The following is a 26098-nucleotide window of genomic DNA, read 5'->3' on the forward strand; positions in this document are numbered from 1 at the left end:
ACGCCGACGCGCTGCCGGCCATCGCGAAGAAGTCGCAGATCCCGGTCATCGCCGACATCCACTTCCAGCCGAAGTACGTCTTCGCCGCCATCGACGCCGGCTGTGCGGCCGTCCGCGTCAACCCGGGCAACATCAAGAAGTTCGACGACAAGGTCGGCGAGATCGCGAAGGCGGCCAAGGACGCCGGCATCTCGCTGCGCATCGGCGTCAACGCCGGCTCGCTGGACCCCCGGCTGCTGGAGAAGTACGGCAAGGCCACCCCCGAGGCGCTGGTCGAGTCCGCCGTCTGGGAGGCGTCGCTGTTCGAGGAGCACGACTTCCACGACTTCAAGATCTCGGTGAAGCACAACGACCCGGTCGTCATGGTCCGCGCGTACGAGCTGCTGGCCGAGCGCGGCGACTGGCCGCTGCACCTCGGTGTGACGGAGGCCGGCCCGGCGTTCCAGGGCACCATCAAGTCCGCCACGGCGTTCGGCGCGCTGCTGAGCAAGGGCATCGGCGACACCATCCGGGTGTCGCTGTCCGCGCCGCCGGTCGAGGAGGTGAAGGTCGGCAACCAGATCCTGCAGTCGCTGAACCTGCGCCCGCGCAAGCTCGAGATCGTGTCCTGCCCGTCCTGCGGCCGCGCCCAGGTCGACGTCTACACGCTGGCCGACCGCGTCACCGCCGGGCTCGAGGGCATGGAGGTGCCGCTGCGAGTGGCCGTCATGGGCTGCGTCGTCAACGGCCCGGGGGAGGCGCGCGAGGCCGATCTCGGCGTAGCATCCGGCAACGGCAAGGGCCAGATCTTCGTGAAGGGTGAGGTCGTCAAGACGGTTCCGGAGTCGGAGATCGTCGAGACGCTGATCGAGGAGGCCCTGCGCATCGCCGAGACGATGGACGCCGGCGACGGCGACGGCGGGCCGGTGGTCACCGTCGCCTGACGAAGGCGGCAACCGGGGGAAAGGGGGCGACGTGCTCGGTACGTCGGCAGCGGTGCGGCCGCTGAGCCAGGCCGACCTGGACGACACCGTCGCGCTGCTCGGCCGCGACCCCTGCGTGGACGTCTTCGTCGGCTCCCGCGTGCACGCGTCCGGACTCGCGCCGTCGCGGCTGGCCGGTGAGCTGTGGGGCTACTACGAGGAGAACCGGCTGCTGTCGCTGTGCTACTCCGGCGCGAACCTCGTCCCGGTGGCCGCGTCGGCCCGGGCCGCCCGCACGTTCGCCGACCTCGCCGTCCGCCGCGGCCGCCGCTGCTCGTCCATCGTCGGCCCGGCCGACGCGGTGCTGTCGATGTGGGACCTCATCCGTCCCGAGTGGGGGCCGGCCCGCGAGGTGCGCTCCTGCCAGCCGGTCATGGCCATCGACGCCGCGCCCGCGGTGCCCGCCGACCCGCTGGTGCGCGCCGTCCGGCCGGACGAGGTCGACGTGCTGCTGCCCGCGGCCGTCGCGATGTTCACCGAGGAGGTCGGCGTCTCGCCCACCGGCACCGACGGCGGCGTCTACTACAAGGCGCGGCTCGCCGAGCTGGTCCGGGCCGGCCGCGCGTTCGCCCGGTTCGAGGACGGCGAGATCGTGTTCAAGGCCGAGATCGGCGCCGTCACCCCGCACGCCTGTCAGGTGCAGGGCGTCTGGGTGCGTCCGGACCGGCGGGGCGAGCGTCTGTCGGTCGGCGGCATGGCGGCGGTCGTCGAGCACGCGCTGCGCGAGATCGCGCCGGCCGTCACGCTCTACGTCAACGACTTCAACACCGCGGCGCGGGGCGCGTACCGCCGGGTCGGCTTCACCGAGGTCGGCCGGTTCGCCACCATCATGTTCTGACGACCTCCGCCCACAGCTCGCCGGCGTCGTCCCTGGTGGCGGTCGGCTGGCCGGCCAGGATGGCCGCGACGTCGTGCAGGATCCACGTCAGCGCCAGCGCGTCCGAGCCGAACCAGGCGGCGAAGTCGGCCGTCGCCGTGAGCGCGCCCGACGTGTCCAGGAGCGGGTGCTCCAGCACCGGGTCGCCGCCGCGGGTGACGATGCCGGACAGCTCGACGACGATGTCGGCGCGGTGCCCGCCGAGCGTCTCCGGCGAGACCAGCGTGAAGCCCCAGGCGTTGCCGGCGTCGTCCTGGCCCGGCGGACGGGCGAAGCCGAGCTCGGCGAGGACGCGGCCCACCGTGCGGCCGCTGCCGTAGAGGCAGACCTGGTCGCCGCAGGCCGACAGCACCGACAGCGTGTCGCCGGTCCGGCCGGCGTCGGCGACCAGCGTCACGGTCTCGTCGACGGCCTCCCGCAGCCGGCCGGTCACCTCCTCGGCCTCGGCGTCGTGGCCGGTCACCGCGGCGATGGTGGCGAGTCCTTCGTCCCACGGGCGGGTGTCGTCGGTGAGCAGTACCGGCGCGATCTGCTCCAGCTCGGGCAGCAGCTCGACGTGGTCCGGGAAGTTCACCCCGATGATCAGCTCCGGCGCGGCGGCGGCGACCAGCTCCGCGTTCGACGGTTCCACGATCTCGACGCCGGCGTCGCGCAGGATCGTGCGGGCCGCCTCCGTGTACGCGTCGCCGTCGTAGGGGTTGCGCGCCACCGCGTCCGGGACGACGCCCAGCGCGAGCAGGTGCAGGCCGGTCACCTCGTCCAGCGCCCAGATGCCGGAGTCGGTGACCGGCACGGTGACCTCGCCCGTGGCGCCGTCGACGGTGATGCTGCGGCCGGCGCCGGACGCGGGCTCCGGGTCGGTCCCGCCGCAGGCGGTGAGCGCGACGAGGGCCGCGAGGGCGGCGAGGGTCCGGTTCATGGGGTTCCTTCGTGATCGCGACTGAGGTTAGGCAACCCTCAGCTTGAATGCTGAAGTCGACTTCATGTCAAATGTCGGCATGGACGAGCGGCTCGAACGGCTGACAACCCGGCGGCGGACCCCGCAGACTTGACCGCGATGAACCGCCGCCTCGCCCTCGTCGCCGCCACCGCCGTGGCCGGCCTGCTCGTCGTCGCCGGATGCGGGGGCGACGACGACCCCGGCGCGGCCCCGCCCAGCACCCCGGCCGACGCCACGACGTCGCCGTCGGAGCGGCCGAGCCCCGCCCCGACGCCCGACCCGAGGACGTTCACGCTGGTCGCGACCGGTGACGTGCTGCTGCACGAGCGGCTGTGGACGCAGGCCCGCAACGACGCCGGGCCGGGCGAGGAGATGGACTTCGCGCCGCAGCTGGCGAACATCGCGCCGATCGTCCAGGGCGCCGGCCTCGCCGTCTGCCACCTGGAGACGCCGCTGGCGCCGGCCGGCGGCCCGTACGAGGGCTACCCGACGTTCTCCGGCCCGCCGCAGATCGTCACCGCGCTGGCCGAGACCGGGTACGACGCCTGCACCACCGCGTCGAACCACACCTACGACCAGGGCGCGGGCGGGGTCGACCGCACCCTCGACGCGCTCGACGCCGCCGGGCTGGCGCACGCCGGGTCGGCCCGCACGCCCGAGGAGTCGCAGACCATCACGCACGTCGACGTCGCCACCGCCGGCGACCCCGTCGACGTCGCGCTGCTCTCGTACACGTTCGGCTTCAACGGCATCCCCGCGCCGGACGGCGAGACGTGGCGCGGCAACGAGATCGAACCCGGCCGCATCCTCGCCGACGCCGCCACCGCGCGGGCCGAGGGCGCCGACGTCGTCGTCACCGCGCTGCACTGGGGCGACGAGTACGTCCACGAGCCGAACGCCCTGCAGAGCGAGCTGGCGCCGCAGCTGATCGCGTCGCCCGACATCGACCTCCTGCTCGGCCACCACGCGCACGTCGTCCAGCCGATCGAGAACGTCGGCGGCGAGTGGGTCGTGTACGGCATGGGCAACCTGATGGCCAACCACGCCGAGCCGGAGGGGCCGAAGGCGGAGGGGCTGCTCACCCGGTTCACCTTCACCGAGGCCGCCGGTGGCACGTTCACCGTCACGCAGGCCGAATACCTGCCGCTCTACCAGACCTACCAGCCGCCGGTCGAGGTGCTCGACGTGCCCGCGGCGCTGGCCAGCGGCGACACCGGCACGGCGTCGGCGGCCCGGCTGCGGCAGGCGCGCGACCGGACCACCGAGATCGTGCTGAGCAAGGGCGGAGCAGCCGCCGGGCTCACCCTGCTGAATCCGTCGTGACCGGCCGGTATCCTCGTCCTTCGTTGCCCGACCCGTCAGTGGAAGCCTGGAGAGTCCCGTGATCCTGCGCATGTCGACGTTGTTCCTGCGAACCCTGCGCGACGATCCGGCCGACGCCGAGGTGCCGAGCCACAAGCTGCTGGTGCGCGCGGGCTACGTCCGCCGCGCCGCGCCGGGCATCTACTCGTGGCTGCCGCTGGGGTACCTGGTGCTGCGCAACATCGAGGGCATCGTGCGCGAGGAGATGAACGCCATCGGCGGGCAGGAGGTGCACTTCCCCGCGCTGCTGCCCCGCGAGCCCTACGAGGCGACGAACCGGTGGGAGGAGTACGGCGACAACCTCTTCCGGGTCACCGACCGCAAGGGCGGCGACTACCTGCTCGGCCCCACGCACGAAGAGATGTTCACGCTGCTGGTGAAGGACCTGTACTCGTCGTACAAGGACCTCCCGCTGACGCTGTACCAGATCCAGACCAAGTACCGCGACGAGGCCCGGCCGCGGGCCGGCATCCTGCGCGGCCGCGAGTTCGTCATGAAGGACTCCTACACGTTCGACGTCTCCGACGAGGCGTTCATGACGTCCTACCTGGCCCATCGCGGCGCGTACATCAAGATCTTCGACCGCCTGGGTCTCGACTACGTCGTCGTCAAGGCGACGTCCGGCGCCATGGGCGGCTCGGCCAGCGAGGAGTTCCTGGCCACCGCCGAGAACGGCGAGGACACCTACGTCCGCTCGGCCGGCGGCTACGCGGCCAACGTCGAGGCCGTCACGACGCCCGTGCCCGACCCGCTGCCCTACGACGACGTGCCCGCGGCGCACGCCGAGGACACCCCCGACACCCCCACCATCGAGACGCTGGTCGCGCACCTGAACGAGCGTTTCCCGCGCGCCGACCGGCCCTGGCAGGCGTCCGACACGCTGAAGAACGTGCTGGTCGTCCTGCACCACCCCGACGGCACCCGCGAGCCGCTCGCCGTCGGCGTCCCCGGCGACCGCGAGGTCGACGAGAAGCGGCTGCAGGCGCAGATCGAGTCGGCCGAGCTCGAGCCGTTCACCGAGGCCGACTTCGCGGCGCACCCGGCGCTGGCGCGCGGCTACATCGGGCCCGGCGCGCTGGGGGAGAAGAACGCGTCCGGCATCCGCTACCTGGTCGACCCCCGGGTCGTCGAGGGCACGCGCTGGGTCACCGGCGCCGACACGCCGGGCCGGCACGTCATCGACCTCGTCGCCGGGCGCGATTTCACCCCCGACGGCACCATCGAGGCGGCCGAGGTGCGCGCCGGCGACCCCGCGCCCGACGGCTCCGGCCCGCTCGAGACCGCCCGCGGCATCGAGATGGGGCACATCTTCCAGCTCGGCCGCAAGTACTCCGAGGCGCTCGGCCTGCAGGTGCTCGACGAGAACGGCAAGCTCGTCACCGTCACCATGGGCTCCTACGGCGTGGGCGTGTCGCGCGCCGTCGCCGCCATCGTCGAGAACTCGCACGACGACGCCGGCATCATCTGGCCGCGCGAGGTGGCCCCTGCCGACGTCCACCTGATCGCGACGGGCAAGGACGACGCGGTCTTCACGGCTGCCGCCTCGCTCGCCTCGGAGCTGGACGCGGCCGGGGTGCGGGTGCTGTACGACGACCGCCGCGGGGTGAGCCCGGGCGTGAAGTTCAAGGACTCCGAGCTGATCGGCGTGCCGACGATCGTCGTGGTGGGCCGCGGCCTGGCCGACGGCGTCGTCGAGGTCAAGGACCGTGCCACCGGCGAGCGCCAGGAGGTCCCCGTCGCCGCGGCCGTCGACCGGCTGCGCGAGATCGTCGCAGAATAGGGGCATGGACCTCTACCCGGCCGGCGCGGCGCACGCGGCGCTGGCCGGGGACGTCCTCGGGTACCGCGGGTACGTCGAGCACTCGGCGACGGTCGTGCGGCGGCGCGAGCTGCCCGGCCCGCGGGTCCCGGTCATCATCAGCTTCGGCGACCTGCTGTCGGTGCGGTCGCCGGGCGTCAGCGGCGAGCTGACCTCGTTCGTCGCCGGGTTCCACGACACCTACGCCGTCACCGAGTTCGTCGGCGCCCAGTGCGGGCTGCAGGTCGACCTCACGCCGCTGGGCGCGCACCGCCTGCTCGGCCTGGCCGGCTCCGACCTGCGCGACGGCGCGGTGCGCCTCGGCGACGTCTTCGGGCGCCCCGGCGACGAGTTCGTCGAGCGGCTGGCGGCGGCGCCGGACTGGCCGGCCCGGTTCGCGCTCGCCGACGCCTTCCTGTTGCGCCGGCTGCCGGTCGCGCGCGAGGCGGACCCCGAGGTGGGGTGGGCGTGGGAGCGGCTGGCGTGCGCCGGCGGGCGGGTGCGGATCGCGGACCTGGCCGCCGAGGTCGGCTGGAGCCGCCGTCACCTGGCCGCGCGGTTCCGGCGGCAGGTGGGCCTCGGCCCCAAGGAGACCGCGCGGGTGCTGCGCTTCGCCCGGGCGGTGAGACGGCTGGACACGTCGCCCCCGTCGCTGTCCGATCTCGCCGCCGACACCGGCTACGCCGACCACAGTCACCTGGTGCGCGAGTTCCACGCGCTGGCCGGCTGCACGCCGTCCCAGCTGGTGGCCGAGCGCCGGAGCGCCGCGGTCCCCGTCCCGTAGTCGCCTGCGCGGCGAGGCGGCGCGGCGAACGTTGTCGGTGCCCGCCCGTAGGGTGGGCCCCGCCCGGGCCCGGGAGGGGTCTGCGAGCCGGGTTCACGGGCGGCTTTCGCGGCCGAGGTCCACGGCGGTGAGCGGCTCTTGGCGCGCAGGGCCGTTCCACCAACGTGGCACGTCCGGCCCGCGGGTCGCCAGCGCGCCGCGACCCCGGCGCAGCGCGCGCCCCCGCTCACGACCGACGCCCGCACGCTGTCCCAGCTGGTGGCGGAGCGGCGCGGTACGTCCGTCGTTCCCGTATCATCCCGGTCATGCATCGGACTCACCCGATCACCCCGCCCCCCGCTCTCTAGCGGGGCGCGTTCCAGCGCGCCGGCTGCCCCTCTGACGGGTGGCCGGCTTCTTCGCGCACTCCTGCGTGTCCCGCTCCCGCGCGCCGTCTTCCCTCTCGTCGCAGGAGCTGATCCGTGGAACACACTCGTATCCTCACAACCTCGCGGGCGCACGTGGTGTCCGTCATGGGCGCCGGGGTCCTCTGGGGCACCGGCGGCCTGACCGGCGCGCTGCTCATCGACCGCACCGGCCTCGGCGTGCTCGCCGTCGCCGCGTTCCGGTTGCTGGTGGGCGGCGGGCTGGTCGTGCTGTGGCTGCTGGCCAGCGGCCGCCTGCACCGGCTACGGACGTCCGCCCGGGGCGTGCGCCGGCTGGTGCTGCTCGGCGCGCTGGCCGCGCTGTACCAGAGCTGCTACTTCGCGGCCGTCCAGCTGACCTCCGTCAGCCTGGCCACCCTGGTCACGCTGGGCGCGTCGCCCATCCTCGTCGTCGCGGCCGAGAGCGTGGCCGGGCGGCGGCGGCCGGACGGGCACATCGTCGCGGCCATCGTGACGGCGCTCGCCGGGCTGGTGCTGCTGGTCGGCACTCCGGCGGCGGGCGACCCGGCGGCGGTGCTGGCCGGGACGGCGTGCGCGCTGGCCTCGGCGTCCGGGTTCGCCGCCATCACGATGCTGGGCGCCCGCCCGGTCGACGACCTCGGGGCGCTGCCGACGGCCGGGCTGTCGTTCTGCGCGGGCGGGCTGCTGCTGCTCCCGCTGGCGGCGGCAGGTGGCGGCCTGACGATGGACCTGGACGTCGCGACGCTCGGCCTGCTGGTGTACCTGGGGCTCGCCCCGACGGCGCTGGCCTACGGGCTGTACTTCACCGGCCTGCGCACCGTCGCGACCGGCTCGGCGGCGCTGTTCTCGCTGCTCGAGCCGCTGACGGCCGCCGCGCTGGGCGCCGTCGTGCTGGACGAGCGGCTGGGCACGGCCGGGCTGATCGGCGCCTTGTTGATCGGGACGGCGGTGTTGATGACGGCGACGGGCCGCCGCCGCTAGCGTGGAGGCAGCCGACCCGGGAGCAGAGGCATGGACGACACCGGATACGACTACGACCTCCTCGTCATCGGCTCCGGCCCGGGCGGGCAGAAAGCCGCCATCGGCGCCGCCAAGCTCGGCAAACGGGCCTGCGTCGTCGAGCGCCGGAACATGATCGGCGGCGTGTGCGTCAACACCGGGACCATCCCGTCGAAGACGCTGCGCGAGGCCGTGCTCTACCTCACCGGCCTGTCCATGCGCGAGCTGTACGGCCAGTCCTACCGGGTGAAGCACGAGATCACCGTGCAGGACCTGCTGGCCCGCACGCAGCACGTCATCGGCCGCGAGGTCGAGGTGGTGCGGGCTCAGCTGTTCCGCAACCACGTCGATCTCGTGGTCGGCACCGGCCGCTTCGTCGACCCGCACACCGTCGCCGTCGACGGGCCGGGGGAGCACCGGCAGATCACCGCCGCGAACGTCGTCGTCGCCACCGGGACGACGCCGGCCCGCCCGGCCCACGTCGAGTTCGACGAGGGCCGGGTGGTCGACTCCGACGGCATCCTGACGCTGGAGCGCATCCCCGACTCCATGGTCGTCGTCGGCGCGGGCGTCATCGGCATCGAGTACGCGTCGATGTTCGCCGCGCTCGGCACCCGCGTCACCGTCGTCGAGAAGCGGGCGCAGATGCTGGAGTTCTGCGACCCCGAGGTGGTCGAGTCGCTCAAGTTCCACCTGCGCGACCTCTCGGTGACGTTCCGGTTCGGCGAAGAGGTCGAGAAGGTCGAGATCGGCTCGCACGGCACCGTCACGACGCTGGCCAGCGGCAAGCGCGTCCCGGCCGAGACCGTCATGTACTCCGCCGGACGGCAGGGCCTGACGGCCGGGCTGGGGCTCGAGAACGCGGGCCTCGAGGCCGACTCCCGCGGCCGCATCACCGTCGACGCGCAGTACCGGACGACGGTGCCGCACGTGTTCGCCGTGGGTGACGTCATCGGCTTCCCGGCGCTGGCCGCCACCAGCATGGACCAGGGCCGGCTCGCGTCGCTGCACGCGTTCGGCGAACCGGCCAACGAACTGCGCGAGATCCAGCCCATCGGCATCTACACGATCCCGGAGATCTCCTACTGCGGCCGCACCGAGGTCGAGCTGACGCAGGACGCCGTCCCGTACGAGGTGGGCATCTCCCGCTACCGCGAACTGGCCCGCGGGCAGATCGTCGGCGACTCCTACGGCATGCTGAAACTGCTGGTCAGCCCGGCGACGCGGCAGATCCTGGGGGTTCACGTGTTCGGCACCGGCGCCGCCGACCTCGTGCACATCGGGCAGGCCGTCATGGGCTGCGGCGGCACCGTCGACTACCTCGTCGACACCGTGTTCAACTACCCGACGCTGTCCGAGGCGTACAAGGTCGCCGCGCTCGACGTCACCAACAAGCTGCGCGCGCTGGACCGCTTCGATCTCTGAGAATAACCAGTGAACAGCTGGGTACGGTTACGGCATGAGATACGCGGCCAAGACCAGGCACCTGTTCCGCGACGTCGGCGGGCTGCGGCTGCACTATCGCGAGGCGGGCGTCCCGTCGTCGACGGCGGTGCTGCTCCTGCACGGCTTCCCCGCCTCGTCGCACTCGTTCCGCGAGGTGCTCCCCGTGCTCGGCGAGCGCTTCTACGCCGTGGCGCCGGACCTGCCCGGGTTCGGGTTCTCCGACGCGCCGCCGCCGGACGAGTACGAGTACACCTACGAGCGTCTGTCGGAGGCGATCGAGGCGCTGGTCGACGACCTGGGCGTGCGGCGCTTCGTGCTCTACGTGACCGACTACAGCACGCCGGTCGGCTACCTGATGGCGCTTCGGCACCCGGAGCGGATCGTGGGGCTGGTCGTGCAGAACGGCAACACGCACGAGGCCGGCCTGGGCGACATCTGGGACGACGCCCGCCGGTACTGGGCCGAGCCGACCGCGGAGAACCGCGCGAAGCTGCCCGACTGGCTGACCTTCGAGGGCACCCGCGACCAGTACCTCAGCGGGCTGTCGCCGGAACTGCAGGCGCTGCAGCCGCGCGAGACGTGGCACCTCGACTGGGAGCGGCTGACGCGGCCCGGCAACGTCGAGGCGCACTTCCAGCTCTTCGTCGACTACCAGCACCACGTGGCCCGGTTCCCCGACATCGCCGCCTACCACCGCGAGTACCAGCCGCCGTGCCTGGTGCTGTGGGGCCGTCACGACGTGTACTTCGACATCGCGGAGGTGCTGGCGTACCACCAGGAGATGGAGACGCTCGAGGCGCACCTCTACGACGGCGGGCACCTGTTCCTCGAGACGCACGCCGCCGAGGTCGCCGAGCAGCTCGTCGCCTTCACCGGCAACGTGCTCGACGCGGCCCGTTAGACGCGGCCGTCCAGACCCGGGAACGCGGTGGGCGCACCACCCCAGGCCAGTGCCTGGACGGTCACGGCGACGACGCCGCGGACGGCGAGTTCGCGCAGCTCGGGGGTGGTGGCGGCGCCGGCGAGGTCGGCGTACAGCCCGCCGAGCCGCTCTTCCAGCAGCACGCCCAGCGCCAGCGCGGACGCCTCGTCGGTGACGGGGGAGGGCAGCGCGTAACCGGGCTCGGCCGCGACCGGCGCGGCCCCGGCCGCCGCGATCAGCGCGGTCAGCTCGTCGCGGCGGGCCCGGTGCGTCGCCAGCGCCGCCAGCGCGGCCGGCGCGTCGTCGGGCAGGTGCGCGCCGAGCACGCCGTAGCCGTACACGCAGGCGTGCTCGCCGGCCAGCGCCGCCTGCGCGGCCTCGACCGAGGGGTCTCCGGAGGCGGCGGACGGCGCCGGCGCCGGGGTCGTCGTCACGTCAGCACCGCCCCGTGGCCGGCCTCGGAGGCGGCGATGGACGCCAGCACGGCGGCCAGCCGCGGCCCGGCGGCGCCCAGCGCGGCCAGGACGCACGCGTCGGCGGCGGCCCGCTCGGCGTCGGCGACGGCGGCCAGCGCGGAGTCGGCGTCGGCGGCGATCGACGGCGCGGCCGCGGCGGCGGCGCCCGCGCCGTACGGCAGCGGTCCGTCGGCCCGCAACGCGGCCAGGTGCTCGTCGTGGTGCGCGGTCAGCGGCGCCAGCCGCTCGGCGAGGTCCGGATGCGCCGCGACGGTGGCCGCGTGCAGCGCCAGCAGCGCCTGCTCGCCGTGCGCCGCGCGCCAGCGCAGCTTCACGTCGGCGTCGAGCGACGCACGGGGTCCGGGAGCGGCCTTCGGACGGGGTTCGGCGCCGCACGCGGCCAGCGCCACGCCGAGCACCGGAGCCCCGGCGACCAGCGCGAGCAGCCGCCGCCGGCCCTCGTCCACCCTCTGCTTCACGGAGCACACCGTAACCGGTGCGAACGTGCCGGTGGATCGCCGGTCCTCGCTGTAGTCTTGGCTACTCTTGACGGCAGGACGTCAAGAACACGGTCACGGCACGAGACAACTCGACATCGAGGAAGGGGCATCCGATGACATCGGCTTCTCATGACCTTCTGCAGCAGGTCATCGAGCCCGTGGTGGTGTCGGAGGGGCTCGACCTCGAACAGCTCGATCTGTCCCAGGCGGGCCGCCGCAGCCGGCTGCGCATCATGGTCGACGCCGACGGCGGGGTCGACCTCGACCGCTGCGCCGAGGTGTCCCGGCACATCTCCAAGGCGCTCGACGACAGCAACGTCATGGGCGACCGGCCGTACACCCTCGAGGTCAGCTCGCCGGGCGTCTCGCGGCCGCTGACCCTGCCGCGGCACTGGTCGCGCGCCACCGGCCGCCTGGTCCGCGCCGTCCTGCACGACGGCGGCGACGTCACCGGGCGCGTCGTGTCGGCCGGCGACACCTCCGCCGTGCTCGACGTCGACGGCGCCACCCGCGAGGTGGCCTACACCGACGTCCGCAAGGCCAAGGTGCAGGTCGAGTTCCGCAAGACCGACGACACCGATCTCGACGATTTCGAGGAAGAGGACTGAGAGCGTGGACATCGACCTTTCGCTCCTGCGAGCACTGGAGCGAGAGAAGGACATCTCCTTCGACCTGGTCGTCGAGGCGACGGAGCGCGCTCTGCTGCTCGCCTACCAGCGCTCCGAGACCCATCAGCCGCGGGCCCGTGTCGAGCTCGACCGCAAGACCGGCCACGTCACCGTCTGGGCCCAGGAGGTCGACGACGACGGCGCCGTCACGCGCGAGTGGGACGACACCCCCGACGGCTTCGGCCGCATCGCCGCCACCACCGCGAAGCAGGAGATCCTGCAGCGGCTGCGCGACGCCGAGGACGAGAACACCTTCGGCGACTTCCTCGACCGCGAGGGCGAGATCGTCTCCGGCACCATCCAGCAGGGCCGCGACCCCCGCACCGTCATGGTCAACCTCGGCAAGGTCGAGGCGGTGCTGCCGCCGGCCGAGCAGGTGCCGGGCGAGCGCTACGAGCACGGCAGCCGCATCCGCTGCTACGTCGTGCAGGTGCGCAAGGGCCAGCACGGCCCCGTCATCACCGTGTCGCGCACCCACCCGAACCTGGTGAAGAAGCTGTTCACGCTGGAGGTCCCCGAGATCGCCGACGGCACGGTGCAGATCGCCGGCATCGCCCGCGAGGCCGGCCACCGCAGCAAGATCGCCGTCTTCTCCACCGTGCCGGGGGTCAACGCCAAGGGCGCCTGCATCGGGCCCATGGGGTCGCGGGTGCGTGCGGTCATGACCGAGTTGCACGGCGAGAAGATCGACATCGTCGACTGGTCCGAGGACCCCGCCGAGCTGGTCGCCAACGCGCTGTCGCCGGCCCGGGTGCAGCGGGTCGAGATCGTCGACGCGGCCGCGCGGTCGGCCCGCGTCACGGTCCCCGACTTCCAGCTCTCGCTGGCCATCGGCCGGGAAGGACAGAACGCCCGGCTGGCCGCTCGGCTGACCGGATGGCGCATCGACATCCGCCCCGACACCGAGCCCGAGACCGCTGATCACGGCGCCGACACGCCCGCGTGACCGTTCAGGCCCGAGAGACGCTAAACTGTTCGAGTGAATGACCGCGCGCCCGGCCGGTCACCTGTGCGCACCTGCGTAGGATGCCGGTCTCGTGCGGTGAAGTCCGAACTGCTCCGCGTCGTCGCGGGCGGTGCCGGCGCCGAAAGGGCGCTGGTTCCCGACCTCGACGGCCGGCTCCCGGGCCGCGGTGCGTACCTGCACCCACGTCAGGGCTGCCTCGACCAAGCCGAGCGACGTCGAGCGTTCTCGCGCGCATTACGCGCCGAGGGGCCGCTCGACGATACTGGGCTGCGTCGGTGGCTCGCCGAGCACGAGGATCGACCCGATCGGCCGCAACGGCCGGCCGGAATGGATGAAGGAGACACGACGTGACGCTCACGAGCGCTCGATGAGCACGCAGCGATGAGCACGCGCACCACCTAGCCGGTCCGAGCCGACACGCCCGGGCCGAGAAGGAGAGCAGTGGCAAAGGTCCGGGTACACGAGCTCGCGAAAGAGCTCGGTGTGACGAGCAAGGACGTCCTCGGCAAGCTGGGCGACCTCGGGGAGTACGTCAAGTCGGCATCGTCGACCATCGAGGCCCCCGTCGTCCGTAAGCTTCGCGACGCGTTCGCCAATCAAGGAACCGGCAAGGGAACCAAGCGGTCTCCCGGCACCCCTGGCCCGTCGGCCAGGCCGGCAGCACCGGCCCCCAGCACGCCCAGTGCGGCCGCACCGGCGCCGGCACCCGCCGCGCCGGCGGCGAAGCCTGCCCCGCGCCCGGCCTCGCCGGCGCCCGCGGAGCAGCCGGCCGCGTCCGCGCCTCCGGCCGCACGGCCCGCTCCGGGCCCGCGGCCCGGCCCGGCGCCCACGCCGGGTCCGCGTCCGTCCAGCGGCGGCGGCCAGGGTCAGCGGCCCGAGCAGGGTCAGCGGCCCGACCAGGGCGCGCGTCCCGACCAGGGCGGGCGTCCGGGCCCCGGCCAGCGCTCCGGCGGCGGCCAGCGGCCCGACCAGGGCCAGCGTGGCCCTGGCGGCGGTCGTCCGGGCGCACCGAAGCCTGGTCCGGCCGCGCCGCGTCCGGCCGGCCCGCGTCCGGGCAACAACCCGTTCGGCGGCGAGAACACCGGCATGGGCCGGTCTCGTCCCGGCGGCGGCCCGCGTCCGGGCAACAACCCGTTCTCGTCCGGTGGCTCCACCGGCATGCAGCGTCCCGGCTCGCGCCGCGACGGTGAAGGCCGCGGCGCGCCCGGTGCGGGTGGCCCGCGGCCCAGCGCCCCGGCCCCGCGTCCGGGCGGTGGCGGCGGCGCCGGTGGCCCGCGCCCCAACCCCGGCATGATGCCGCCGCGCCCGTCGCAGCGGCCCGGTGGTGGCGGCGGCGGTGGCGGCGAGCGTGGTGGCCGTCCCGGCGGTGACCGCGGCGGTCGTCCCGGCGGCGGTGGCGGCGGTGGTCGTCCCGGCGGCGGTGGCGGCGGCGGTCGTCCCGGCGGTGGCGGCGGCTTCGGCGGCGGCCCCGGCGGCGGTGGCCGTCCCGGTGGCTTCGGCGGTCCCGGCGGCGGTGGCCGTCCGGGTGGCGGCGGTGGCCGCGGCCGCGGTGGCACGGCCGGCGCGTTCGGCCGTCCCGGTGGCCGGCCGGCCAAGAGCCGCAAGAGCAAGCGTCAGAAGCGCCAGGAATACGACAACATGCAGGCGCCGTCGATCGGCGGTGTGCGGCTGCCCCGCGGCAACGGACAGGTCGTCCGGCTGCCCCGCGGCGCATCCCTCGCCGACTTCGCCGAGCGCATCGACGTCGACCCCGCGCAGCTGGTCCAGGTGCTGTTCGGCCTGGGCGAGATGGTCACGGCCACCCAGTCGGTGGACGAAGACACCTTCCGGGTGCTGGGCGAGGAGCTCGGCTTCGAGATCCAGATGGTGTCGCCCGAGGACGAGGACCGCGAGCTGCTCGAGTCGTTCGACATCGACTTCGACGCCGAGGTGGGCGACGAGGACGCGCTGGCGGCCCGGCCGCCGGTGGTCACCGTCATGGGCCACGTCGACCACGGTAAGACCAAGCTGCTCGACGCCATCCGCAAGGAGAACATCGTCGAGTCCGAGGCCGGCGGCATCACCCAGCACATCGGTGCCTACCAGGTCTCGGTCGAGCACGAGGGCGAGCCGCGGGCCATCACCTTCATCGACACCCCGGGTCACGAGGCGTTCACCGCCATGCGTGCCCGTGGTGCGCAGGTGACGGACATCGTCATCCTCGTGGTCGCGGCCGACGACGGCGTCATGCCGCAGACCATCGAGGCGCTGAACCACGCGCAGGCGGCCGGCGTGCCCATCGTCGTCGCGGTCAACAAGATCGACGTCGAGGGCGCCAACCCGGCGAAGATCCGCCAGCAGCTCACCGAGTACAACCTGGTGGCCGAGGAGTACGGCGGCGACACCATGTTCGTCGACGTCGCGGCGAAGCCGGGGCTGAACATCGACAAGCTGCTCGAGGCCGTCCTGCTGACCGCCGACGCGGCGCTCGACCTGCGGGCCAACCCCGACATGCCGGCGCGCGGCGTCGCGATCGAGGGTCACCTCGACCGCGGCCGCGGCCCGGTGGCCACCGTCCTGGTGCAGCGCGGCACGCTGCGCCCGGGCGACGCCATCGTCACGGGTCAGTCCTACGGCCGGGTGCGCGCCATGCTCGACGAGTACGGCAAGCCGGTCGAGGAGGCCACGCCGTCGCGTCCGGTCCTGGTGCTCGGTCTCACCGCGGTGCCCGGCGCCGGCGACAAGTTCCTCGTCGCCGACGACGACCGCACCGCGCGCCAGATCGCCGAGAAGCGCGAGGCCATGGAGCGCAACGCCGCCCTGGCCAAGGCCCGAAAGCGGGTCACGCTCGAGAGCTTCATGGCCGAGAGCAAGGTCGAGACGCTGAACCTGATCCTCAAGGGCGACGTGTCCGGCTCGGTCGAGGCGCTCGAGGACGCGCTGCTCAAGATCGACGTGGGCGACGAGGTCAACCTCAACATCATCCACCGCGGCGTCGGCGCCATCACGGCCAACGACGTCAACCTCGCCTCCATCGACCAGGGCATCATCATCGGCTTCAACGTCCGGCCGCAGAGCCGGACGGTCGAGGACCTGGCCGACCGCGAGGGTGTGGAGATCCGGTACTACTCGGTCATCTACTCGGCCATCGAGGAGATCGAGGCGGCCCTCAAGGGCATGCTCAAGCCGGAGTACGAGGAGGTCCAGCTCGGCACCGCCGAGATCCGCGAGGTGTTCCGGTCGTCCAAGATCGGCAACATCGCCGGTTGCATGGTCACCAACGGCATCATGCGGCGCAACGCGTCGGCGCGGCTGGTCCGCGACGGCGTCGTGGTGGGCGAGGGCCTCACGGTCGTGTCGCTGCGGCGCGAGAAGGACGACGCCACCGAGGTCCGCGAAGGGTTCGAGTGCGGTATCAATCTCGGCTCGTTCAACGACATCAAGGTCGGCGACCGCATCGAGACCTACGAGATGAAGGAGAAGCCGCGCGGCTGACGGCCGTCCGCGGCGGACTGATGTGTTCGTCGGGACCATCGTGTTCGACCTGCTGCTCGGCGACGTGCATTCGTTGAAGCAGAAGCGCGCCGTGGTTCGGCCCATCGTGGCCGAACTGCGGCGCCGCTTCGACGTCGCCGTCGCCGAGGTGGGTCACCAGGACCTGCACCGCCGCACGGAGGTGGGGGTCGCCGTCGTCGCCGGCGACTCCCGGCAGTGCATCGACGTGCTCGACGCCGTCGAGCGGCACGTCGCGTACCGGCCGGAGATCGAGCTGCTCTCCACCCGGCGGCGGATCCACAACGACGAAGACGAGGAGTAGTCATGGCCGATCCAGCGCGGGCGCGCAAACTGGCCGACCGCATCCGCGAGATCGCGGCCGAGACGCTGGAGCGCCGGGTCAAGGATCCCCGGCTGGGGTTCGTCACGGTCACCGACGCCCGCATCACCGGTGACCTGCGCGACGCCACCGTCTTCTACACCGTGTACGGCGACGAGGAGGAGCGCACGGCCACGGCCGCGGCGCTCGAGAGCGTCAAGGGCCTGGTCCGCTCCGAGGTGGGCCGGCGCACCGGCGTCCGGTTCACGCCGACGCTGGAGTTCGTGGCCGACGCCATCCCCGAGAACGCCGCGAACATCGACGACCTGCTGCGCACGGCGCGCGAGTCGGACGAGCGGGTGGCCCAGGCGGCCGCCGCGGCCGACTACGCCGGCGACCCCGACCCGTACCGCAAGCCGGCCGACGAGGAAGACGAGGAGGACGACGACCACCGTGGCTGACCCCGACGGCCTCGTCGTCGTCGACAAGCCCGGGGGCTGGACGTCGCACGACGTCGTCGCCCGTGTCCGCCGGCTGGCCGGCACCCGCCGTGTCGGCCACGCCGGCACGCTCGACCCGATGGCCACCGGCGTGCTGGTGGTCGGCGTCGGCAAGGCCACCAAGCTGCTCGGGCACCTGGCGCTGACGGCGAAGGAGTACGACGCCACCATCCGGCTCGGCGCGGCCACCGTCACCGACGACGCCGAGGGCGAGGTGACGGCGACGGCCGACGCGTCCGCGGTGACCGATAACGCCGTCGCGGCCGGTGTCGCCGCGCTGACCGGGCCGATCCAGCAGGTGCCGAGCGCGGTGTCCGCGGTGAAGATCGACGGCGTGCGCTCGTACCACCGGGTGCGCTCCGGCGAGGACGTCGAGCTGCCGGCGCGCGCCGTCGTCGTCAGCCGGTTCGACGTGCTGGCGTCGCGGCGCGTGGGGGAGTTCCTCGACCTCGACGTGTCGGTGACGTGCTCGTCCGGCACCTACATCCGGGCGCTGGCCCGCGACCTCGGCGCGGCGCTGGGCGTCGGCGGCCACCTGACGGCGCTGCGCCGCACCGCCGTCGGCCCGTACCGCCTCGACGTCGCCCGCACCCTGGACCAGCTCGGCGCCGAGTTCACCCTGGTGCCGCTGGCCGACGCCGCCGCGGCGGCGTTCCCGCGGCTGGACGTCGACGCCGAGACCGCCGGGCGGGTCGCGCACGGCATGCCGCTGCCGGCCACCGGGCTCGGGCCGGGACCCGTCGGGGTGTTCGGGCCGGACGGTACCCTGCTGTCCCTGGTCGAGGACCGGGGTTCCCGGGCGAAGCACCTGGCGGTGTTCGTATGAGCGATCGGCAGCAGGTCAACGAGCAGCTCGAGGCCGAGCTCGCGTTCCTCTGGCGCCGGGTGCGCCGGCTCTCCATCGACCTCGCCCGTCAGGTCGACGAAGGCCTCGAGGCGGCCGCGTACGGGCTGCTCGGGCTGCTCGCCGACGGCGGCGACGTCCGTGCCGCCGATCTGGTCGAGCGGCTGGGGCTGGACAAGTCCACCGTCAGCCGCCAGGTCACGCAGATGGAGACCTTGGGCCTGATCCAGCGGGTGCCCGACCCGCAGGACGGCCGGGCCCGGCTGCTGCACATCACCGACGCGGGCCGCGCCCGGGTGCAGCAGTTGCGCGGCGCCCGGGGCCGCTGGTTCGGCGCGGCGCTGGAGGACTGGCCCGACGCCGACGTCGACACGCTCGCCGTTCTGCTCAAACGGCTCAACGAGTCCATGGCACAGGAGTAGCGGTTCTGCCCGCCGCCGATCACGGCCACGCGCGCCCTCATCGGACGCTCCGGAGGGTGGGTGCGGCCGCTTTGCAATGAGCACCTATGGGCACCGGTGCGTAGGGGTGCTCATTGCAAAGGGGCTGACGGGTACGCGCGGGCCGATGCCGGGCTCGGCTCTGCCCGGAGGATGCCTCTCAGGAATAAAGTTGGTTGCTGCAACCATTAACCCCTATAGTTGCAGCGACCAACCAACTGAGGCGGTGACGCGCGCCATGGGCAGCGATGTCTGGAGCGAGCTGGTCGACCAGGGACGTCTCCTGGTCCGGCTGGGCAAGCTCCTCACCCACCGCCACGTCGAGATCTACGAGGGCGTGGGTCCGACCCTGGGCGGCATGCTCGCCGCGCTGAGCAAGGGCGGCCCGATGCGGCTGACGGCACTCGCCGACCAGCTGCAGGTGGACACGTCCGTCGCCAGCCGGCAGGCGGCCGAACTGGTGGAGCGGGGGCTGGTGGAGCGCCGTCCGGACCCGGACGACGCGCGCGCCGGCATCCTCGACCTCACCGCCGACGGCCACGCGGTGCTCCAACGGGCCCGCGAGCGCAGCGGCGAGATCGTCGCCGCCGCGCTCGAGGACTGGAGCGAGGCCGAGGCCCGGCAGTTGGTCGACCTGCTCACCAAGCTCAACGGCGATCTCCGCGACGAGCTCTGCGGGGGAAGGGAACGCGTCCGATGACGACAGAGGCTGCTGCGCCGACGACGATGAATCATCGACAGGTGCTGGAGGCGATGTCCGGGTTGCTGCTCGCCATGTTCGTGGCGATGCTGTCCGGGACGATCGTCGCCAACGCGCTGCCGCGGATCATCGGCGACCTCGGCGGCAACCAGGACCAGTACACGTGGGTCGTGACGGCGACCCTGCTCGCGGCCACGGCCACCACCCCGATCTGGGGCAAACTGTCCGACCGCATGAACAAGAAGCTGCTCGTGCAGCTGTCGATCACCGTCTTCGTGATCGGCTCCGTGCTCGCCGGGTTCTCGCAGAGCACCGAGCAGCTGATCGGCTTCCGCGTCCTGCAGGGCCTCGGCCTCGGCGGGCTGCAGGCGCTCGTGCAGATCGTCATGGCGTCGATCGTCAGCCCGCGCGAACGCGGCCGGTACATGGGGTACTTCGGCGCCGTCATGGCGGTGGCGACGGTGGGCGGCCCGCTGCTGGGCGGCTTCCTCGTCGACTCCAGCCTCGGCTGGCGCTGGTGCTTCTGGGTCGGCGTCCCGTTCGGCGTCGCCGCGCTGGTGCTGCTGCAGCGGACGCTGAAGCTGCCGGTGCTCTCGTCCGACACCAGGATCGACTACCTCGGCGCCATGCTGATCCCCGGCGGCATCAGCGTGCTGCTGATCTGGGTCACGCTGGCCGGGTCGGACTTCGCCTGGATGTCGTGGGCGTCGGCCGCGTTCGTGGCGGGCGGTGTGCTGCTGATCGCCCTGGCGGTGCTGGTCGAGCGGCGCGCCGTCGACCCCGTGGTGCCGCCGCGGCTGCTGCGTCAGCGCACGATGATCCTCGCGATCATCGCCAGCGTCGCCATCGGCATCGCGATGTTCGGCTCGTCGGTCTTCTTCGGCCAGTACTTCCAGATCTCCCGCGGCTACTCGCCGACGGCGGCCGGGCTGCTGACGCTGCCGATGATCGTCGGCCTGCTGCTCGCGTCGACCATCACCGGACAGCTGGTCACCCGGTTCGGGCGGTGGAAGAGGTTCCTCGTCCTGGGGACGGGGCTGATCGTGGTCGGGCTCGGGCTGCTGGGCACCATCGACCACTCGACGTCGCTGGTGCTGATCGGCGTCTACATGGCCATCCTGGGCGTCGGCGTCGGGTCGAGCATGCAGAACCTCGTGCTGGCCGCGCAGAACGGCCTCGACTACCGCGACCTCGGCGCCGGCACGTCCACGGTGACGTTCTTCCGCTCGCTCGGCGGCGCGGCCGGCGTCTCCGTCCTCGGCGCGATTCTGGCGACGCACGTCACCGACCTCGTCTCCGACGGGCTGGCCGGCATCCCGGGCGCGGGCGCCGCCACCCAGGACGGCGGGTCGACGTCGCTGGACCTGAGCGGGCTGCCCGGGCCGGTGCGCACCATCGTCGAGCACGCATACGGCGACGCGACGGCGCTGGTGTTCCTCATCTCCGGGGCGATCGCGCTGGTGGCGTTCGTCGCCGTGCTGTTCATGCGCGAGACGACGCTGCGCACCACGGTGGGCGACGCGGAGCTCGAGGAGCTGGAGGGGGCCGGCGCGCGGGCATAATGTCGTTGTCAGACGACTTCGAACCCGGGAGAACACGCGTGCACCGCTGGACCGATCTCGACCAGGTCCCTCCCGGGTTCGGCCCGTCGGTCGTCACCATCGGCAACTTCGACGGCGTCCACCTCGGCCACCGGCAGGTCCTGACCCGCATGGTGGCCGACGCCGCGGCTGCCGGCGCGCAGTCCGTCGCCGTCACGTTCGACCCCCACCCGCGCCGGCTGCACCGGCCCGAGGACGCGCCGCCGCTGATCACCGGCGTGCGCGACAAGCTCGAACTGCTCGCGTCCACGGGCCTCGACGCCGTGCTCGTCCAGCCGTACACCTGGGAGTTCGCCCGCCAGTCGCCGGAGCAGTTCGTCCGCCGCTTCCTGGTTGACGGCCTGCGCGCCGTCACCGTCGTGGTCGGCCGCGACGTGCGGTTCGGCTGGCAGAACGCGGGCGACCTGTCGACCATGCTGTCGCTGGGGGCCGAGTACGGGTTCAGCGTCGAGGTGATCGAGGACGTCAGCACCCCCGACGGCGCCCGCCGCTGGTCGTCGACGTGGGTGCGCGAGCTGCTGCTGGCCGGCGACGTCGCCGGTGCCGCGGAGATCCTGGGGCGGCCGCACCGCCTGCGCGGCGTCGTCGTCGAGGGCGACAAGCGGGGGCGCGAGCTGGGCTTCCCGACGGCGAACCTCTCGTCCGACGCCGACGGCCTGGTGCCGGCCGACGGCGTGTACGCGGGCTGGCTGTCGCGTGCGTCCGGCGACCGGCTCCCGGCCGCCATCTCGATCGGGACGAACCCGACGTTCGCCGGCGACTCGCGGCGGGTGGAGGCGTACGTGCTCGGCCGCACCGACCTCGACCTCTACGGCGACGAGATCCTGCTCGAGTTCGTCGAGCGCCTGCGCCCCACCCTCAAGTTCGACTCCGTCGACGACCTCGTCGCCACCATGCACGACGACGCCGCCAAAGCCCGCGTCGTCCTGAGCGCCTAGGCGCCCGGGACGCGGCTCGGGCCGGGGAAGTCGCCACGCACCGCGTCCATCACCACCTCGTCGCACGGCTCGCCGCGCCACCAGCCGGCCTGCCGCAGCCGTCCGGCCGGCCGGAAGCCGGCGCGTTCGTAGGCGCGGATCGCGCGCGTGTTCGGCGCCAGCACCTTGAGCCACACCATCCGCAGCGCCGCCAGGTGGAAGCCCCAGTCGAGGGTGAGGGTGGTCGCCTCGGCGGCGAGTCCGTGGCCGCGCGCCTCCGGCGCCAGAAGCATGACGAACTCCGCCGTCCGCACCGCGGGGTCGACCCGCAGCACCGTCAGGCCCACCGGCGCGCTGTCGTCCAGCCGCACCACCTCGAACCCCGCCCGCCGGTCGTCGCGCGCCTGCGCCTCGTACCCCGCCGCCCTCGTCTCGATGCTCTGCGGCAGCTGGGTGCCGTACCCGAGGATGGTCGCCGGATCGTTCTCCCAGCGGTGGTACTCCGCCACGTGCGCGGCCGTCGTCAGGGCCAGGCCCAGCCGCTCGCCACGGAGCAGCATCCGTTCGTCCGTCACGGCCGTCAGCCTAGGCAGTGCGCGCGGCGAGCGCCGTCGTGAACCGGGCACCCGTAGTGATCACCAGCGTCCCGTCGGCCTGCCGGGCCGGCGCGAGCGCCTCGGCGACGGCGGCACGGGCGGCCGGGAGGTCCGCCGGTGCGATGCGCTCGAGCGCGCCGCGATACCCCACCGACCACGCCCAGTCCCACCACTGGCCGGCGTCGCGGAAGCGGACCGCGACGGCGACGTCATCGACCACGACGTCGGTGAAGCCGGCCGCCGCGACCATGGCGGCCAGCGCGGCCGGATCGTCGAACACGTCCGGCACGTCCGCGCCGAGACCCGCCCTGCGGCGCAGCCGGCGCCGGGCCTCCTCGGCGCGCGGGTCGGGCGGACCGTAACTGCTGGCGGCGAGGCGCCCGCCGGGCACGAGCGCCGAACGGTACGACCGCAGCGCGGCCGCCGGATCCGGCAGCAGGAACAGCATGAAGCCGGCGAGGACGGCGTCGACGCTCGCGGGCGCAAGGCCCGGCGCGGCGGCGTCGCCGACCCGGACCGTCGCGTGCGCGAGCCCGCGCGCCGCGAGATCGGCGGCCGTCAGCTCGACCATCGCGGGGGAGAGGTCGACGCCGGTGACGCGCCCGGTCCCGCCCACGGCCGCGGCGGCCGGGAGCAGCACGTGGCCGCGCCCGGTGCCGACGTCGAGGACGCGGTCACCCGGCCGCAGCCCGGCCCGTGCCACCAGCTCGCGGCCGAGCGGCGCGAAGAAGTCGACGCCGGTACGCTCGTACCCGGCCGCAGCGCGGTCCCAGATCCCGCCGTTCACGCCGACCACCCTAGAGCCGATTGGGTTCTGGCTGGGCCGCGCTGGTATCCTTGGCGCCGCCGTCAGAACGGCCGCGGTTTCATAGTGCACCGGTGGACATGCCCGGATGCGCCGCGCAACGATTCGACAAGGAGTCCCGTGCCGACCGACACGAAGACCAAGCAGGCCATCATCGCCGACCACGCTCGTGGTGACGGCGACACGGGCTCGCCCGAGGTGCAGATCGCGCTGCTCACGCACCGCATCAACCACCTCACCGAGCACCTGAAGGTGCACAAGCACGACCACCACAGCCGCCGCGGGCTGCTGCTGCTGGTCGGGCAGCGCCGCCGGCTGCTCAAGTACCTGCAGCGGGTCGACATCGCGCGCTACCGTGCGCTGATCGAGAAGCTCGGCCTGCGCCGATGAGCTGACGCCGTGGGAGCGGACTCCGAGACCGGATCCGCTCCCTCGGCCTATCAGCCGCCGGCACACAATTGAACAACGCCCAACCGATCAGGGCGGCCGTCTTGAACGCGGCAGGCCGGTCCTCGGTTGTGGCCCTCGGGAACAGACCCGCGGGCTTCCATCGAAGACCGGCGCGTACGAGATCTCATTCGAGCGGCCTCCCGCCACGCTCCAGGAGGACGACCCATGTCGGGTCCGCAGATTCACAGCGCCGAAGCCGTTATCGACAACGGCAGGTTCGGCACCCACACCATTCGCTTCGAGACCGGTCAGCTCGCCCAGCAGGCGGCCGGCTCCGCCGTCGTCTACCTCGACGACGAGACCATGCTGCTCTCCGCCACCACGGTGTCGAAGAACCCGAAGGACCACCTCGACTTCTTCCCGCTTACGGTCGACGTCGAGGAGCGCATGTACGCCGCGGGCCGCATCCCCGGCTCGTTCTTCCGCCGCGAGGGCCGGCCCAGCGAGGAGGCCATCCTCACCTGCCGGCTCACCGACCGGCCGCTGCGCCCGTCGTTCGCGAAGGGCCTGCGCAACGAGGTCCAGGTCGTCATGACCATCATGTCGCTGCACCCGGACCACCTGTACGACGTCGTCGCCATCAACGCCGCGTCCGCGTCCACCCAGCTCTCCGGCCTGCCGTTCTCCGGCCCCGTCGGCGCCGTCCGGGTCGCGCTGATCGAGGACCAGTGGGTCGGCTTCCCGAACCACTCGCAGCTGTCCGAGGCGGTCTTCGACATGGTCGTGGCCGGCCGGGTGCTGCCCGACGGCGACGTCGCCATCATGATGGTCGAGGCCGAGTCGACGGCCGAGACGTGGGGCCTGGTCCAGGCCGGCCGCACCGCGCCGACCGAAGAGGTCGTCGCCGCCGGGCTCGAGGCGTCGAAGCCGTTCATCACCGCGCTGGCCAACGCCCAGAAGCAGCTCGCCGACGTCGCCGCGAAGGAGACCGCCGAGTTCCCGGTCTTCCTCGACTACACCGACGAGGTCTACGCCGCCGTCGAGGCCGCCTCGCGCGACGAGCTGGCCAAGGCGCTCACGATCGCCGCCAAGCAGGAGCGCGAGCAGCGCCTCGACGAGCTCAAGGCCGAGGTCAAGGAGCGTCTGGCCGAGCAGTTCGAGGGCCAGGAGGGCCAGGTCAGCGCCGCGTTCCGGTCCGTCACCAAGGCGGTCGTCCGCGAGCGCGTGCTGCGCGACCAGGTCCGCATCGACGGCCGCGGCCTCACCGACATCCGCACGCTGTCGGCCGAGGTCGGCCCCATTCCGCGGGCGCACGGCTCGGCGCTGTTCGAGCGCGGCGAGACGCAGATCCTCGGCGTCAGCACGCTGAACATGCTCAGCATGGAGCAGAAGCTCGACACCCTCTCGCCCGAGACGTCGAAGCGCTACATGCACAACTACAACTTCCCGCCGTACTCCACCGGCGAGACCGGCCGCGTCGGCTCGCCGAAGCGGCGCGAGATCGGCCACGGCGCGCTCGCCGAGCGGGCGCTGCTGCCGGTCCTGCCGGCCCGCGAGGAGTTCCCGTACGCCATCCGGCAGGTCTCCGAGGCGCTCGGCTCGAACGGCTCGACGTCCATGGGCTCGGTCTGCGCGTCCACGATGTCGCTGCTCAACGCCGGTGTGCCGCTGCGCGCGCCGGTCGCCGGCATCGCCATGGGGCTGATCTCCGGTGAGGTCGACGGCGAGCAGCGCTACGTCACGCTCACCGACATCCTCGGTGCCGAGGACGCCTACGGCGACATGGACTTCAAGGTCGCCGGCACGCGCGAGTTCGTCACGGCGCTGCAGCTCGACACCAAGCTCGACGGCATCCCGGCGTCCGTGCTGGCCGCCGCGCTGCAGCAGGCTCGCGACGCCCGCCTGACGATCCTCGACGTCATGTCCGAGGCCATCGCGGTGCCGGACGAGATGAGCCCCTACGCGCCGCGGATCATCTCCATCAAGATCCCGGTCGACCAGATCGGCGCGGTCATCGGCCCCAAGGGCAAGGTGATCAACCAGATCCAGGACGACACCGGCGCCGAGATCGCCATCGAGGACGACGGCACCATCTTCATCGGCGCCACCGACGGCCCGTCCGCCGACGCCGCGCGCAACGCCATCAACGCCATCGCCAACCCGACGATGCCCGAGGTCGGCGAGCGCTACCTCGGCACCGTCGTCAAGACGACGAGCTTCGGCGCGTTCGTCTCGCTGCTGCCGGGCAAGGACGGCCTGGTGCACATCTCCAAGTTGCGTGCCCTCGCGGGCGGCAAGCGGGTCGAGAACGTCGACGACGTCGTCTCGGTCGGGCAGAAGATCCAGGTCGAGATCACCGAGATCGACGACCGCGGCAAGCTCGCCCTGACGCCGATCGTCGAGGAGGAGACTCCCGCGGCCGTCGACGAGGCGACTGAGTCCTGAC

Annotated in this window: 26 protein-coding genes; 21 read left to right on the forward strand and 5 right to left on the reverse strand. The window is 72.9% G+C overall.

What is annotated here, in order from left to right; all coding sequences use genetic code 11:
• Both ispG and BLV02_RS01415 read left to right on the forward strand, forming a co-directional pair.
• Nucleotides 1-923: flavodoxin-dependent (E)-4-hydroxy-3-methylbut-2-enyl-diphosphate synthase (gene ispG, locus BLV02_RS01410; protein ID WP_074946054.1), on the forward strand; the 923-nt coding region annotated here is incomplete at its 5' end.
• A 31-nt stretch (nucleotides 924-954) separates the two neighbouring features.
• Nucleotides 955-1800 carry a GNAT family N-acetyltransferase gene (locus tag BLV02_RS01415; protein ID WP_069113905.1) on the forward strand — a complete coding sequence of 282 codons (846 nt, stop codon included), beginning with the start codon at nucleotides 955-957 and terminating at the stop codon, nucleotides 1798-1800.
• On the opposite strand, the gene BLV02_RS01420 is transcribed toward BLV02_RS01415, so the two are convergent.
• Nucleotides 1790-2758 (reverse strand): ABC transporter substrate-binding protein, encoded by a 969-nt coding sequence (locus BLV02_RS01420; protein WP_069113904.1) that lies wholly within the window; start codon nucleotides 2756-2758, stop codon nucleotides 1790-1792. The two genes, BLV02_RS01415 and BLV02_RS01420, sit on opposite strands and share 11 nt — an antisense overlap.
• Before the next feature lie 138 nt (nucleotides 2759-2896).
• Between BLV02_RS01420 and BLV02_RS01425 the strand changes: the two genes are divergently transcribed.
• The 6 genes from BLV02_RS01425 (at nucleotide 2897) to BLV02_RS01450 (ending at nucleotide 10455) form a co-directional block, all read left to right on the forward strand.
• Nucleotides 2897-4102 carry a CapA family protein gene (locus BLV02_RS01425; protein WP_069113903.1) on the forward strand — a complete coding sequence of 402 codons (1206 nt, stop codon included), beginning with the start codon at nucleotides 2897-2899 and terminating at the stop codon, nucleotides 4100-4102.
• 58 nt (nucleotides 4103-4160) lie between these two features.
• Complete coding sequence (locus tag BLV02_RS01430) at nucleotides 4161-5921, forward strand: proline--tRNA ligase (protein ID WP_069113902.1); 1761 nt, start codon at nucleotides 4161-4163, stop codon at nucleotides 5919-5921.
• A gap of 4 nt (nucleotides 5922-5925) precedes the next feature.
• On the forward strand, nucleotides 5926-6723 hold the full coding sequence (locus tag BLV02_RS01435; RefSeq protein WP_069113901.1) for a helix-turn-helix domain-containing protein: 798 nt from the start codon (nucleotides 5926-5928) through the stop codon (nucleotides 6721-6723).
• Between the two features lie 461 nt (nucleotides 6724-7184).
• Nucleotides 7185-8090 carry a DMT family transporter gene (locus BLV02_RS01440; protein WP_216094467.1) on the forward strand — a complete coding sequence of 302 codons (906 nt, stop codon included), beginning with the start codon at nucleotides 7185-7187 and terminating at the stop codon, nucleotides 8088-8090.
• 30 nt (nucleotides 8091-8120) lie between these two features.
• Nucleotides 8121-9533, forward strand: a complete 1413-nt coding sequence (gene sthA, locus BLV02_RS01445; protein WP_069113900.1) for a Si-specific NAD(P)(+) transhydrogenase — start codon at nucleotides 8121-8123, stop codon at nucleotides 9531-9533.
• 34 nt (nucleotides 9534-9567) lie between these two features.
• Nucleotides 9568-10455, forward strand: coding sequence for an alpha/beta fold hydrolase (locus tag BLV02_RS01450; protein ID WP_069113899.1), 888 nt, complete (start codon nucleotides 9568-9570; stop codon nucleotides 10453-10455).
• Here BLV02_RS01450 and BLV02_RS01455 read toward each other — a convergent pair.
• The gene (locus BLV02_RS01455; protein ID WP_069113898.1) at nucleotides 10452-10910 is read right to left on the reverse strand and encodes a ferritin-like domain-containing protein; all 459 of its coding nucleotides are present in this window, start codon (nucleotides 10908-10910) and stop codon (nucleotides 10452-10454) included. The two genes, BLV02_RS01450 and BLV02_RS01455, sit on opposite strands and share 4 nt — an antisense overlap.
• On the reverse strand, nucleotides 10907-11410 hold the full coding sequence (locus BLV02_RS01460; RefSeq protein ID WP_141711772.1) for a hypothetical protein: 504 nt from the start codon (nucleotides 11408-11410) through the stop codon (nucleotides 10907-10909). The genes BLV02_RS01455 and BLV02_RS01460 overlap by 4 nt, the downstream gene beginning before the upstream one ends.
• 134 nt (nucleotides 11411-11544) lie before the next feature.
• Between BLV02_RS01460 and rimP the strand changes: the two genes are divergently transcribed.
• The 11 genes from rimP to BLV02_RS01515 all read left to right on the forward strand — a co-directional run bounded on the left by rimP (nucleotide 11545) and on the right by BLV02_RS01515 (nucleotide 21882).
• Nucleotides 11545-12039, forward strand: coding sequence for a ribosome maturation factor RimP (gene rimP / locus BLV02_RS01465; RefSeq protein ID WP_069113896.1), 495 nt, complete (start codon nucleotides 11545-11547; stop codon nucleotides 12037-12039).
• 4 nt (nucleotides 12040-12043) lie between these two features.
• Nucleotides 12044-13045, forward strand: a complete 1002-nt coding sequence (gene nusA, locus BLV02_RS01470; RefSeq protein WP_069113895.1) for a transcription termination factor NusA — start codon at nucleotides 12044-12046, stop codon at nucleotides 13043-13045.
• Nucleotides 13046-13108: 63 nt separating this feature from the next.
• Nucleotides 13109-13417, forward strand: coding sequence for a YlxR family protein (locus tag BLV02_RS01475; RefSeq protein ID WP_092618310.1), 309 nt, complete (start codon nucleotides 13109-13111; stop codon nucleotides 13415-13417).
• Between the two features lie 90 nt (nucleotides 13418-13507).
• Entirely contained in the window at nucleotides 13508-16540 is a 3033-nt protein-coding gene (gene infB, locus BLV02_RS37935) for a translation initiation factor IF-2 (protein ID WP_069113894.1), read from the forward strand.
• Nucleotides 16541-16562: 22 nt separating this feature from the next.
• On the forward strand, nucleotides 16563-16862 hold the full coding sequence (locus tag BLV02_RS01485) for a DUF503 domain-containing protein (RefSeq protein WP_069113893.1): 300 nt from the start codon (nucleotides 16563-16565) through the stop codon (nucleotides 16860-16862).
• A 2-nt stretch (nucleotides 16863-16864) separates the two neighbouring features.
• The gene (gene rbfA, locus BLV02_RS01490; protein ID WP_069113892.1) at nucleotides 16865-17320 is read left to right on the forward strand and encodes a 30S ribosome-binding factor RbfA; all 456 of its coding nucleotides are present in this window, start codon (nucleotides 16865-16867) and stop codon (nucleotides 17318-17320) included.
• Complete coding sequence (gene truB, locus BLV02_RS01495) at nucleotides 17313-18185, forward strand: tRNA pseudouridine(55) synthase TruB (RefSeq protein ID WP_069113891.1); 873 nt, start codon at nucleotides 17313-17315, stop codon at nucleotides 18183-18185. Before rbfA ends, truB begins: the two co-directional genes overlap by 8 nt.
• On the forward strand, nucleotides 18182-18625 hold the full coding sequence (locus BLV02_RS01500; RefSeq protein ID WP_069113890.1) for a MarR family winged helix-turn-helix transcriptional regulator: 444 nt from the start codon (nucleotides 18182-18184) through the stop codon (nucleotides 18623-18625). The genes truB and BLV02_RS01500 overlap by 4 nt, the downstream gene beginning before the upstream one ends.
• A 256-nt stretch (nucleotides 18626-18881) precedes the next feature.
• Entirely contained in the window at nucleotides 18882-19343 is a 462-nt protein-coding gene (locus BLV02_RS01505) for a MarR family winged helix-turn-helix transcriptional regulator (protein WP_069113889.1), read from the forward strand.
• A 26-nt stretch (nucleotides 19344-19369) separates the two neighbouring features.
• The gene (locus tag BLV02_RS01510) at nucleotides 19370-20905 is read left to right on the forward strand and encodes an MFS transporter (protein WP_083289061.1); all 1536 of its coding nucleotides are present in this window, start codon (nucleotides 19370-19372) and stop codon (nucleotides 20903-20905) included.
• Between the two features lie 38 nt (nucleotides 20906-20943).
• Complete coding sequence (locus tag BLV02_RS01515) at nucleotides 20944-21882, forward strand: bifunctional riboflavin kinase/FAD synthetase (RefSeq protein ID WP_069113887.1); 939 nt, start codon at nucleotides 20944-20946, stop codon at nucleotides 21880-21882.
• On the opposite strand, the gene BLV02_RS01520 is transcribed toward BLV02_RS01515, so the two are convergent.
• Both BLV02_RS01520 and BLV02_RS01525 read right to left on the reverse strand, forming a co-directional pair.
• Nucleotides 21879-22436, reverse strand: coding sequence for a GNAT family N-acetyltransferase (locus BLV02_RS01520; protein WP_069113886.1), 558 nt, complete (start codon nucleotides 22434-22436; stop codon nucleotides 21879-21881). The two genes, BLV02_RS01515 and BLV02_RS01520, sit on opposite strands and share 4 nt — an antisense overlap.
• Before the next feature lie 10 nt (nucleotides 22437-22446).
• The gene (locus tag BLV02_RS01525) at nucleotides 22447-23244 is read right to left on the reverse strand and encodes a class I SAM-dependent methyltransferase (RefSeq protein WP_216094466.1); all 798 of its coding nucleotides are present in this window, start codon (nucleotides 23242-23244) and stop codon (nucleotides 22447-22449) included.
• 138 nt (nucleotides 23245-23382) lie between these two features.
• Between BLV02_RS01525 and rpsO the strand changes: the two genes are divergently transcribed.
• Nucleotides 23383-23652, forward strand: coding sequence for a 30S ribosomal protein S15 (rpsO, locus tag BLV02_RS01530; RefSeq protein WP_069113885.1), 270 nt, complete (start codon nucleotides 23383-23385; stop codon nucleotides 23650-23652).
• Nucleotides 23653-23877: 225 nt separating this feature from the next.
• The gene (locus BLV02_RS01535) at nucleotides 23878-26097 is read left to right on the forward strand and encodes a polyribonucleotide nucleotidyltransferase (RefSeq protein ID WP_069113884.1); all 2220 of its coding nucleotides are present in this window, start codon (nucleotides 23878-23880) and stop codon (nucleotides 26095-26097) included.
• Nucleotide 26098: the final 1 nt, after the last annotated feature.

It is taken from the genome of Jiangella alba, from assembly GCF_900106035.1.
In the GTDB taxonomy this organism is placed as follows: Bacteria; Actinomycetota; Actinomycetes; order Jiangellales; family Jiangellaceae; genus Jiangella; species Jiangella alba.

Excerpts from the sequence above, each read along its gene's own strand:
- BLV02_RS01420 (WP_069113904.1), bottom strand. The coding sequence starts at position 2,758 with ATGAACCGGACCCTCGCCGCCCTCGCGGCCCTCGTCGCGCTCACCGCC.
- BLV02_RS01425 (WP_069113903.1), top strand. The coding sequence starts at position 2,897 with ATGAACCGCCGCCTCGCCCTCGTCGCCGCCACCGCCGTGGCCGGCCTG.
- BLV02_RS01435 (WP_069113901.1), top strand. The coding sequence starts at position 5,926 with ATGGACCTCTACCCGGCCGGCGCGGCGCACGCGGCGCTGGCCGGGGAC.
- sthA (WP_069113900.1), top strand. The coding sequence starts at position 8,121 with ATGGACGACACCGGATACGACTACGACCTCCTCGTCATCGGCTCCGGC.
- BLV02_RS01450 (WP_069113899.1), top strand. The coding sequence starts at position 9,568 with ATGAGATACGCGGCCAAGACCAGGCACCTGTTCCGCGACGTCGGCGGG.
- rimP (WP_069113896.1), top strand. The coding sequence starts at position 11,545 with ATGACATCGGCTTCTCATGACCTTCTGCAGCAGGTCATCGAGCCCGTG.
- rbfA (WP_069113892.1), top strand. The coding sequence starts at position 16,865 with ATGGCCGATCCAGCGCGGGCGCGCAAACTGGCCGACCGCATCCGCGAG.
- BLV02_RS01500 (WP_069113890.1), top strand. The coding sequence starts at position 18,182 with ATGAGCGATCGGCAGCAGGTCAACGAGCAGCTCGAGGCCGAGCTCGCG.
- BLV02_RS01505 (WP_069113889.1), top strand. The coding sequence starts at position 18,882 with ATGGGCAGCGATGTCTGGAGCGAGCTGGTCGACCAGGGACGTCTCCTG.
- BLV02_RS01510 (WP_083289061.1), top strand. The coding sequence starts at position 19,370 with ATGAATCATCGACAGGTGCTGGAGGCGATGTCCGGGTTGCTGCTCGCC.
- BLV02_RS01535 (WP_069113884.1), top strand. The coding sequence starts at position 23,878 with ATGTCGGGTCCGCAGATTCACAGCGCCGAAGCCGTTATCGACAACGGC.